We start from the raw sequence: 10423 nt of genomic DNA, 5'->3' as shown, positions 1-10423 counted from the left end.
GGTCGCCGGAGCAGACGAACGCTCCGGTCCGCCGATCGGCGCCGGGTCGGGGACCGGTCGATCCCGACGTGGGCGATCTGGTCGGTGGGGCTCCCGTGGTGGATGGCGAGGACGACGCCGGCGAGTCCCCGGCCCGAGCGGACCGGGTCCACCGCACCGCGGGCGCCGAAGCGCAGGCGGGGTGCACGGGAGCGCACGCGACACCGGTCGTGCCTCACCGATAGGGGCGAGGAAGGACCTCGCCCCTAGGACCTACTGAGCGAAAAGCAGTGGATCAGTGGGCGGCTTCGTACTCGTCCATGATCGACTGCGGGATCCGGCCTCGCTCGCTGACCTCTTTCCCCTGGGCCTTGGCCCAGGCGCGAACCTCCGAGCTGCGCTCCCGACCGGGTGCGGTGCGTTGCTTGGCCCCGCGCACCGTGCGCCCCTTGGCCGGAGCCTTGCGAGCGGCATCGACGAACGGCGCGAGCGACTCACGCAACGCAGCGGCATTGTCCCCACTGAGGTCGATCTCGTAGGTGGCACCATCCACAGCGAAAGAGACGGTCTCCTCGGCCTCTCCCCCGTTAAGGTCATCAATGAGCATTACCTGGACTTTTTGCGCCACGAAGTTATTCCTTAAACAAATCTACTATTCCCTACAAGATCAATATAGCCTACACGCACGCCCCGAGAAAGCTATTTCTACATGATCCAAGGAAATATTGAAAGGTTATATTTTAAGCTCCAAGGAGATACAGGACTCCCCCATTGGCCAACTGCCCATCACACGCCGAACCCCCATTGGACCGCCCCTGCCACAGGGAAGCCGAGAAGGACGGCGGCTTCAGTGAACGCGTCTCCCTCGGACCACCTTTCCAATCGACCGCGCGTTAATCATTTTTCCCACCGCTCCCCATAGTGGCACCGTCAACCCGAGCTTCCCTCTCCACCGGAAGAGCAACTTTGGGACCGTAGCGAAAACGACGGTTCCGCGTGACTTCCAGACACCTCGGGCAAACGCGGAGAGCCCGACGGCATCGGAGGGGAGAGGCCCCGACGCCCGGCGAAGAAATGGGCAGCAGCAGCCGCAAAAGAAACGGCTGAATGCCCTGGAAACCAGGATTTCCGCAACGCCCGGCCGGCAAACCCCGCAAGCCGAGACGGGGTCACAGCTCCGTTCCATACCGGTCCCTCAATGGGGCCGCGCCGACTCGGCCCGACCACCTACCGCCGTTGACGACGCGGTCTTCGGCAGCTTCGATCCGTATTCACACCGAGAGCCCGAGAGGCCGGAGAAAGCCCGGTTCGTCAACGTCAACCTCGCTCAGGCAATCGTTCTTCGGAGAAATCCCCTCTCCGATCACGTCGGGTCAAAGCGTCTTGTGGACGACCATGATCGGGCACGGCGCGTGGTGCAGCAATCCGTGCGCGGTTCCCCCCAGGGCCAACCGGCTGAACCCGCGCCTGCCCCTCGCCCCCACGACGAGCAGGCGGGCGTGTTCGGCAGCATCGACCAAGGCGTGGACCGGTTGCTGCTCCATTACCTGGGCAACAACCTCCACCTGCGGATACTTGGACTTCCACGGCGACAGCGCGTGGTGGAGTGCGGCGGCCTCCGCCTCCCGGACCCGATCGGTGTCGTAGAGCATCGGTCGCATGGCCGGCGCCGGAAGCATCGGATCGGTCCAGGCTCGGATCGCACGTAGCCGCGTGCCCGTCAGGGCAGCCCACTCGAACGCCTCCGCCAGGACGTCCTCGGAGGACTCGGAGCCGTCCAGTCCGACGACGACCTCGGCCTCGGAGTCAACGACAGGCTCCGGACCGACCACAACGACGGGCACCGAACAGTGAGCGGCGACCTGATAGGCGACGGAACCGATCCTCAAGCCGGGAAACCCTCCTCTCCCTCGTAGCCCCACGACCACCATCAGCGCCGTCTCTGCCAGCTCCACCAACGTGGCGGCCGGCGCACTGATCACAGTGGTCGAGGCGACCTCCGTGCCAGGGGCGATTTCGTGGACGTGCTCCTCCGCCTCCCTCAGGACCGCTGTCGAGTTCTTCCGGATCTCGTCCTCCGGCCACACGAACGCGGCCTCGCCCGAGGGAAGGGCGAACGCGGTCAGCAACCGCAGAGCACATCCACGGCGTGCCGCCTCACCGGCAGCCCAGTCAACCGCCCTCAGTCCGGTCCCCGATCCGTCCACCCCGACCAGAATCTCCCTCTTCATCACAACCCCCTCGCACTCGATGCTCCTGGGACAAGCCTCAACCTTTGCGGCCCTCACCACCAACGGTCCGAGGTCCTCTCCCGGTACTTCGAAAGTCACCGGTCGTCTCCGCGTGCCACACGCACCCACCGGACGCGAAGGGCCGACAGGTCCCGCACAGCGGCGTGGAGGGCCGGCTTCCCCGCTCACGGACGGTCGCCGAGACCGGCCGCCCCATGTCCCGCAGGACGACTCCCCGACACCAGAAGCACCGAAAGTTCAACGAAAGGGACTTTGCGCCGCGGTGGCCGTAGTGCCGGACACCCGGACACCCGGACACCCGGACACCCGGACACCCGGACACCCGGACACCCGGACACCGACGAGAGTGACCTTCGGCCCTGGCCGGGCAGACGAACGGACCATGCCGCCCCGGGCGTCACGGGGGTGGACTGGGAGGGCAGGAGAGGACACCGACCAACGACGGAGGAGACCATGGACACGCTCGCACGTCGCGAAGGACACCAATTCATGCCCGATCTCACCGAACTGCTCGAATCCCCGCTCCTACCGTTCCGGCACCTGTCGGACATCAGCGTCGAAGACGTCGTGCGCGACGGGCACTACGTCATCCGGGCCGAACTTCCCGGCATCGATCCGGACAAGGACGTCGCTGTGACGGTATCGCCCGGACGGCTGACCATCGAAGCCGAACGGCGGGAGGAGCACCGGGAAGGCCGCCGTTCGGAATTTCGCTACGGCTCGTTCACCCGCACCGTCGCGCTCCCGAAGAACTGCGACGAGAACGACGTGACCGCGACGTATGAGAAAGGGATTCTCGAAGTCAGCCTCGGCCTCGCCCAACAGGGAACGGAAAGCCGCCGAGTCCCCATCAGCTCCACCGAGTAGACGCGGACACCGCGCGGGGGTGTTCGTGCAGGTCCCTCGCGCGACGGCGCTTCGAGGCAGAGGACAACACATGCAGCCAAACGTTGCCGGGGCTCGCTACGCGGACATCCGGGAAACCCATGCGGGCGTGGTCGTCCTCATCGGGGAAAAGGCCTACAAGCTGAAAAAACCGAAGGACTTCGGGTTCCTGGACTACAGTACGCGCGAGCTGCGGTTGGCCGCCTGCCTGCGCGAGGTCGAACTGAACAGCCGTCTCGCCCCTGACGTGTACGAGGGCGTGCTCGATGTCGTCAACTCCACCGGACGACCGTTCGATCACCTGATCGCGATGCGACGGATGCCGGAGTCGCGCCGACTGTCCACCCTGGTGCACGGCGATCGCGATCTCGGCGGCGAACTACGCGCCGTCGCCCGCCTCCTGGCCGCGTTCCACAGCCGCGCGCCGAGCGGCCCGGAGGTCCGTGAGCAAGGGTCAACCGACGCGCTTCGGGGCAGATGGGCCGCCAGTCTCCACCAGATCCGCCCTTTTCGTGGCGAGGTACTGGGCGGGGAGACCGAGGAGATCGAACGGCTGGCCCTACGGTTCGTCAACGGTCGGCAGGCCCTGTTCACCGCCCGTGTCAACGCAGGGCGCGTCATCGACGGACACGGCGACCTGCTCGCCGATGACATCTTCTGCCTCGACGACGGCCCGCGCATCCTGGACTGCCTGGAGTTCGACGACCGGCTGCGCTGGGTCAACGCGCTGGACGACGCGGCTTTCCTGGCGATGGACCTGGAACGGCTCGGTGCCGCCGGGGCAGCCGAGGTGTTCCTTCGCCTCTACGCCGAGTTCACCGGCGACCCCGCACCCGCGTCGCTCCACCACCACTACGTGGCCTACCGGGCGCTCGTGCGCGCCAAGGTCGCCTGTCTGCGCCACACCCAGGGCGACGGCTCGGCAGGGCCGCAGGCACGGCTGCTCGAACACATCGCCCTCGGACACCTGCGCGACGGAGCGGTACGGCTGGTCGTCGTCGGCGGTACGCCCGCAACGGGCAAGACAACGGTCGCCGGTGGACTGGCCGACCTGCTCGGGGCGGTACTCATCAGCAGTGACCGGGTCCGGAAGGAACAGTGCGGGATTTCTCCCCTTGCCTCCTCCGCCGCCGCCTTCGGGGAGGGTCCCTACGATGCGGAGACGAGCAGGCGGGTCTACACCGAAATACTCGAACGCGCGGGGCTGCTCCTGGCCAACGGAGAATCGGTCGTGCTCGACGCCTGCTGGGCCGATGCCTCGTGGCGGCAGGCCGCAGCGATGACCGCCGAGGACAACGCCGCCGACTTCACGCAGTTCCGCTGCACAGCGCCCGCCGCGACCGTGGCCCGGCGTCTGGCCGAACGTCCCAGGGACGGTTGCCTCTCCGACGCCGACGCCGCGATCGAGCGAGCCGTGTCATCGACCTTCGCACCATGGCCCGACGCGACGTGCGTGGACACCTCACACAGTGTGCGGGCCGCGCTGGAGGAGATGCTGGCAGTGGCCAGGCCCAGTCCGCCGGTGGCCCAGTGGCTCCCCAGTCGCCCCCTGTTGACCGCCGACTGACCGGCCCTGCGGGGGGCCGAAACGTCAACGGGACCTCTGTCCCCGTCATGGCAACCGTCAGGCCCTGGCCGAGCTGCCGGCCATCGGATGGAGTGAGGACAGGAAGGCTCGGCGGCCGACCATCCGCTCCTGCGGCGGCGGCTCCGACAAGGACGTTGGCGGCACACACGAGAGGTTCACCCGATGAACGAGACATCCGCGGCAGAAGCGATCGTCGTCGGCTACGACGGTTCGAGGCCAGCGACCGTGGCTTTGGACTGGGCTGCCCGCGAAGCACGCCTGCGCGACTGCGAGCTGTGGATCGTGCGCGCGCTCGATGACGGCCGGCTCCCACGTGCCCAATACGCGGGAGCCGACGGGGACACCACCGCCCAACACGCGGTCGCCATCCACGAACTCCACCGTGCGGCCGAAGAGGCCAAGGGCAGCGGAACCCGTGTCCTCCAGGTCCTGGTCTACGACGCTCTCGCCGCCCGGGCCCTGAACAAGGCCGCCACCAGCGCGGCACTATTGGTACTGGGAGCGCCGGAGCACTCTTCCCCGACGTCCCCGGCCCTGGGCCCGACCACGTCGGCATGCGTCCGCACCGCTTCGTGCCCTGTCGTGGTTATCCCCTTGCCGATGCAGCAGGAGTCCGCGTCATCGCGACCGGGGCTCGTCGGAAACGCGGCCGAGAAGAGGTGAGTACGTTGAGGACGCACAGCACCCACCTGACCGGAAGCGATCCCGTTCGGGCCGCACTGCGCGCCGCCGAACGGGCTCCGTCGGTCCACAACACGCGGCCATGGAGACTGGTCAACGACAGCGGCCGTATCTCCATCAGCACCGACACCGACCGGCAGCTGGGCACGGCCGACCCTGGGGCGAGGGAGCTGGTGATCAGCTGCGGCGCGGCGCTGTTCAACATCCGGACCGCGCTGCGCGCACACGGTGTCATTCCGCGGGTCGAGGTCTTCCCCGATCCGGACCGTCCCGGGCTCCTCGCGGACGTGATCACGACAGAGGAGGCGCAGGCGAGCGGACTCGACAACCTGCTGTTCGACTCCATCGAACAACGGCGGACCCATCGCGGGCCGTTCCTTTCCGACATCGGCAACGAACAACTTGCCCGGGTCCTGGTGGCGGCCGCTTCCGCCGAGGAAGCGACCCTGAGGCTGGTCACCGACGACTCGCTGGTCCACTCCCTCGCCGGCCTCGTGGCCGCTGCCGAACACATCCACCGGCGCGAGCGCGCGCACACCGACGAGCTGGCGCGCTGGGTCCACGCGCCCAAGAGCGGACGACCGGGCGGGATGCGGGCCGCGGACTTCCCGCCCGAACGGCGGGTCGCCGGCGCACTGTTCCCCGACCGGGACTACGGACACGGCCGGATCAGCGGAAGCCGAGAAGTCCACGGCGCCGTACGAGGCACGGTAGCGCTGCTCACCACGGTCTCCGATACACGGGTGAGTCACCTGGCCGCCGGGCAGGCCCTGGAGCGTGTGCTGCTGACAGCGACAGCGGCGGGGGTCGCCTCGGCGTTTCACACCCAACCCCTGGAAGAGCCGCTGTTGCGCGCTTTCGTCACCGAACGCCTGTGCGGCGGCGCCCACCCGCAGATGCTCATGCGCCTGGGCCGGGCAGGGCCCTGCTTCGATGAGCGCGACGAGGCGATCGAGTCCATGTTGACCGGCTACTGACCGAGCGGTGACGGTGGCCGTGCTGCCCGGCCGAGGCAGACCGGCCCTGTTGAGCAGTGCCGCCGACCGTCGGCGGGGGTTCGATCCTGTGCTCGTTTTTAAGCGACCATCGACAATTCACCGCGCTGACCAGCCGATATTCCTCCGAGAGGAGCCTACAATCGGCCTCAGGGAACACCAACGGGTGATTACGACAACGCTTCGACTTCCTTGGGGACCGACCATGGCCAACAACGCTCCCGAACCAGAGCGGGCCGACCTTCTCCTCCCCCAGGGACAACCCGATGAGTTGCTCGTGGAAGTACAGGAACGCCTCGACAGGGTGATGTTGACGCGAGATCGGGTGCACGGCCTGCTCAACGCGGTGGTCACCATCGGCAGCGGCCTGGATCTGGAAACGATGTTGCGCCGGATCGTCGAAACGTCCATGGCGCTGGTCAACGCCCGCTACGGGGCGCTCGGAGTCATCGGCGGCGACGGCGAACTGGAGCGGTTCGTCCCTGTGGGTCTGGACCGGGAGCAGATCGCAGCCATCGAGCACTGGCCGCAGGGCCGGGGCGTGCTCGGCCTGTTGATCAAGTCCCCCCGCCCTCTTCGCCTGAAGAACCTGGCCGACCACCCCGCCTCCCGGGGATTCCCTCCCGGCCACCCGCCCATGCGCGGATTCCTCGGGGTGCCGATCCGCATCCGCGACGAGGTGTTCGGCAACCTGTACCTGACCGAGAAGGCCGACGGCGGACACTTCGACGAGGACGACGAGGCCGTCGTCACCGCACTGGCCACCGCCGCGGGCGTGGGGATCGCCAACGCGCGCCTGTACGGACAGACCCACCGCCGGGAACTGTGGCTGGACGCCTCCGACGAGATCACCACCCGGCTGCTGCGCGGCGCCGGGGCCGACGAAGTACTGCAACTCATCGCCCATCGCGCACGACGCATGGCCGACGCCGAACTGGTGGCAATCGCGACCCCCGACGACCACGACAAGCGGCTGACCGTGCGCACCGCCGACGGCCCCGGTTCCGCGGAGTGGCTCGGCCGGACCATGGACGTGGAAGGAACCTTGGTCGGGCAGGCGGTGCGCAACGGTGCACCCGTCTTCGCCGATTCCACCCAGCCGTGCGGTGAACCCGCGCTTCTCCTGCACGACCTGGGGACCGGGCCGGCCCTGGTGGTTCCGCTGGGTGGACGCGACGGCGTCATGGGCGTCCTGCTCCTGGCCAGGAACCGGGGCAGCGCCCCCTTCCCCGCCTCGACCGTGCACATGCTGCACTCCTTCGCCGACCACGCGACCGTGGCCCTGGAACTGGCCCGAACACGCAGCGACGCCGAGCGGCTGAGCATCCTGGAGGACCGGGACCGCATCGCCAAAGACCTGCACGACATCGTGATCCAGCGCCTGTTCGCCATCGCGATGTCGTTGATGGGCAGCGTCCGGCGCATCGACTCCCCCGACCCCGCCCACCGGGTCCGACAGGCCGTGGACGACCTGGACGACACCATCCGCCAGATCCGCTCGACGATCTTCGCCCTGCAAAACGTCGGCGGCGACCGCCCGTGGCTGCGCAACCAGATCCTGGAGGTGGTCAACGAGGCCACCGGTCCGCTGGGCTTCTCCGCCGACCTGCGCTTGGACGGCCCCATCGACAGCAGGGTCCCCGACCATGTCTCCGAGCATGTCCTGGCGGTCCTGCGCGAAGCGCTCTCCAATGTCGCCCGGCACGCCGGGGCCTCGCGAGTGGAGATCCGCGTCACGGTCAACGACGCGGTGAGCATCGAGGTGACCGACGACGGGATCGGCATCCCCGAGCAGGGGCGGCGCAGTGGTCTGCGCAACCTCGCCGACCGGGCGAGGGCCTTGGGCGGGGCGTTCGAGGCCGGCCCCGGGGTGAGGGGAGGGACACGGCTCCACTGGAGCGCGCCCCTCGACGAGGACTGCCTCACCTGAACCGACGGTCCGGGGCCCTGCTCCGTCAACACCACCTCGACAGAAATCGCGCAAGACGACAATCCGGGACGTTCGCCCTGGTTGGAACAGTGACGTTGCGGACATCAGCTGAGGAGGGGTGTCCGAGCACACGCGCTCCGAGGGGGAACGGTGAACGTGACGAATGATTCGAACAGATCGCGGGACGACCTCGGCAGAAGGGTGGCGCACCGTCGCATCGAACTGGGCCTGACCCGACCGCAGCTCGCCGAGCGTGCGGGCATGGCCCTCGGATACATCGACTACCTGGAACACAACCCCCCCAACCTGAGCAGGGCCGCACTCAACCGATTGGCCGACGCTCTGCACACCAGTCCGGACTCACTGCTGGGGGCGGGATTCGAGGAACCGGCGGGATCGGCAAGCACCCGGATCCCGGATCCCCGCCTGTGTTCCCTGGACTCGCAGGAGTGCATGGAGCTGATCGGAAAGGGCGGGGTGGGGCGCATCGCCTTCACCGTGGCCGGGGACACCGCGCCGACCGTACTTCCCGTCAACTTCCTCATAGCCGGCAACGGAGTCGTCTTCCGCACGGCCGCGCACGGAATGATCGCCGAGCACGCCATCGGCATCGACGTCTGCTTCGAGACGGACAGGCTCGACGGCGCCACGAGCGAGGGGTGGAGCGTGCTGATCACCGGCCGGGCGCGTGCCGTGCGCGACACCGCCGAACTGTCCGCGCTGCGGGCGACCGCGCCCGTCCGGCCCTGGGCCGCCGGAAAGCGGGACCTCTTGGTCATGATCGTTCCCACGAAGATCACCGGGCGCAGGGTCCTCGGAGGGCACCCATGACGGAGGGGCTCCCGAGGGCCGGGGACACGGTAGGCGTGCGGAAAGGACCAGACGGGTGCGGGCCTTCCGGTACGGCACAGCACCCCGAGGAGGCTTTCACGTGAAAGAGACCGGTGACGACGTGATCCGGGTGTTCCTGGTCAACGACCACGCCGTGGTGCGCCGCGGGGTGGCGGCCCTGCTGGAGGCCGAGGGCGACATCGTGATCGTGGGCGAGGCCGCCACCGCCGCCCAAGCACTCGCCAGGATCCCCGCGACCCGACCCGACGTGGCCGTCCTGGACGTGCGCCTGCCCGACGGCAGCGGCGTGGAGGTCTGCCGCGACGTCCGCTCCCAACTGCCCGGCCTGGCCTGCCTGATGCTCACCTCCTACTCCGACGACGACGCCCTCTACGAAGCCGTCATGGCCGGCGCCGCCGGATACGTCCTCAAGCAGATCCACGGCTCCGACCTCGTGGGCGCGGTGCGCACCGTCGCAGCCGGACAGTCCCTGCTGGACCCGCGCAGCACCGCCCGCATCATGGAGCGCATCCGCCAGGACGCCACCCGCGAGGACCCGCTGTCGGAGCTGACCGAGCGCGAACACCGGATCTTCACCCTCATCGGCGAGGGGCTGACCAACCGCCAGATCGGCGAACGGGTCTTCCTCGCGGAGAAGACGGTGAAGAACCACGTCTCCACCGTGCTGGCCAAACTCGACATGCAACGCCGCACCCAGGCCGCCGCACTGGCCGCACGACTCAAAGCCGAAAGCACCCGGCACGACCAGGAACGACCATCTGGAAGCGGGAGCACACCGCCCCCTTAGCGGGATCCTCCCGCAGACGGCGGGAACCGGAAACGGAGCGATTCGAGTGTTCGAGGAGGCACCCGTGTCCCACAACAGCACCGAGCCCGTGGTCGCGGCGATCGACGCGACGCCCGGTAGCGAACGCGCCCTCGCCTGGGCCACCGACCAGGCCCTCCTGACGCACCGCGGATTGCGCATCGTGTATGCGTTCGAGTGGCCTCTCCACCACACGATCCCGCGCGACCTCCCGGGTTTCGACATCGACGAACTTCCCCGGCGGCTTGTGGCCGCCGCCGACGACGAAGTCCGTTGACGTGCCCCGGAACTGACCGTCGAGGCCGTACACATCACCGGCGGGGTCGCCCCCACCCTGCTCCTGGAGGCCGAGAACGCGCACACCGTCGTCGTCGGCTCACGTGGTCTGCACGGCCTTCAAGCTGTTCTTCTCGGCTCCACCGGCCTGGAGCTCGCCGCCAGGGCGGCATGTCCTGT

The 10423-nt window shown here is 68.3% G+C and carries 10 protein-coding genes and 1 pseudogene; 9 read left to right on the top strand and 2 right to left on the bottom strand.

The genetic code is table 11. The features are described 5' to 3' along the window. Positions 1-274 precede the first annotated feature (274 nt). The gene (locus AC0VYP_RS08015) at positions 275-607 is read right to left on the bottom strand and encodes a histone-like nucleoid-structuring protein Lsr2 (protein WP_285761087.1); all 333 of its coding nucleotides are present in this window, start codon (positions 605-607) and stop codon (positions 275-277) included. A gap of 745 nt (positions 608-1352) precedes the next feature. Beyond that, a complete protein-coding gene (locus tag AC0VYP_RS08010) occupies positions 1353-2210 on the bottom strand; it encodes a universal stress protein (protein WP_475473266.1) in 858 nt (285 codons plus the stop codon). Positions 2211-2684: 474 nt separating this feature from the next. On the opposite strand from AC0VYP_RS08010, the gene AC0VYP_RS08005 reads away from it, so the two are divergent. The 9 genes and pseudogenes from AC0VYP_RS08005 to AC0VYP_RS07965 all read left to right on the top strand — a co-directional run. Then, complete coding sequence (locus AC0VYP_RS08005; RefSeq protein WP_475473264.1) at positions 2685-3098, top strand: Hsp20/alpha crystallin family protein; 414 nt, start codon at positions 2685-2687, stop codon at positions 3096-3098. 70 nt (positions 3099-3168) lie between these two features. Continuing rightward, the gene (locus AC0VYP_RS08000) at positions 3169-4683 is read left to right on the top strand and encodes a bifunctional aminoglycoside phosphotransferase/ATP-binding protein (protein ID WP_475473262.1); all 1515 of its coding nucleotides are present in this window, start codon (positions 3169-3171) and stop codon (positions 4681-4683) included. Between the two features lie 183 nt (positions 4684-4866). Further along, positions 4867-5367, top strand: a complete 501-nt coding sequence (locus tag AC0VYP_RS07995; RefSeq protein ID WP_285761083.1) for a universal stress protein — start codon at positions 4867-4869, stop codon at positions 5365-5367. A gap of 5 nt (positions 5368-5372) precedes the next feature. Beyond that, positions 5373-6362 (top strand): Acg family FMN-binding oxidoreductase, encoded by a 990-nt coding sequence (locus tag AC0VYP_RS07990; RefSeq protein WP_475473260.1) that lies wholly within the window; start codon positions 5373-5375, stop codon positions 6360-6362. Between the two features lie 223 nt (positions 6363-6585). Further along, a complete protein-coding gene (locus AC0VYP_RS07985) occupies positions 6586-8310 on the top strand; it encodes a sensor histidine kinase (protein ID WP_475473258.1) in 1725 nt (574 codons plus the stop codon). 156 nt (positions 8311-8466) lie between these two features. Then, entirely contained in the window at positions 8467-9141 is a 675-nt protein-coding gene (locus AC0VYP_RS07980) for a helix-turn-helix domain-containing protein (protein ID WP_285761080.1), read from the top strand. Between the two features lie 100 nt (positions 9142-9241). Then, positions 9242-9949, top strand: coding sequence for a response regulator transcription factor (locus tag AC0VYP_RS07975; protein WP_475473256.1), 708 nt, complete (start codon positions 9242-9244; stop codon positions 9947-9949). 64 nt (positions 9950-10013) lie between these two features. Further along, positions 10014-10244 carry an adenine nucleotide alpha hydrolase family protein gene (locus tag AC0VYP_RS07970; protein ID WP_475473255.1) on the top strand — a complete coding sequence of 77 codons (231 nt, stop codon included), beginning with the start codon at positions 10014-10016 and terminating at the stop codon, positions 10242-10244. 12 nt (positions 10245-10256) lie between these two features. Continuing rightward, a pseudogene (locus tag AC0VYP_RS07965) lies at positions 10257-10421 on the top strand (universal stress protein); the annotation flags it as partial. Between the last annotated feature and the right edge of the window lie 2 nt (positions 10422-10423).

It is taken from the genome of Nocardiopsis sp. iso_186 (genome assembly GCF_056173365.1).
The sequence above is the reverse complement of the archived record's forward strand: the minus strand, read 5'-3'. Positions and strand labels throughout refer to the sequence as shown.

Excerpts from the sequence above, each read along its gene's own strand:
- AC0VYP_RS08010 (WP_475473266.1), bottom strand. The coding sequence starts at position 2,210 with ATGAAGAGGGAGATTCTGGTCGGGGTGGACGGATCGGGGACCGGACTG.
- AC0VYP_RS07995 (WP_285761083.1), top strand. The coding sequence starts at position 4,867 with ATGAACGAGACATCCGCGGCAGAAGCGATCGTCGTCGGCTACGACGGT.
- AC0VYP_RS08005 (WP_475473264.1), top strand. The coding sequence starts at position 2,685 with ATGGACACGCTCGCACGTCGCGAAGGACACCAATTCATGCCCGATCTC.
- AC0VYP_RS08000 (WP_475473262.1), top strand. The coding sequence starts at position 3,169 with ATGCAGCCAAACGTTGCCGGGGCTCGCTACGCGGACATCCGGGAAACC.
- AC0VYP_RS07985 (WP_475473258.1), top strand. The coding sequence starts at position 6,586 with ATGGCCAACAACGCTCCCGAACCAGAGCGGGCCGACCTTCTCCTCCCC.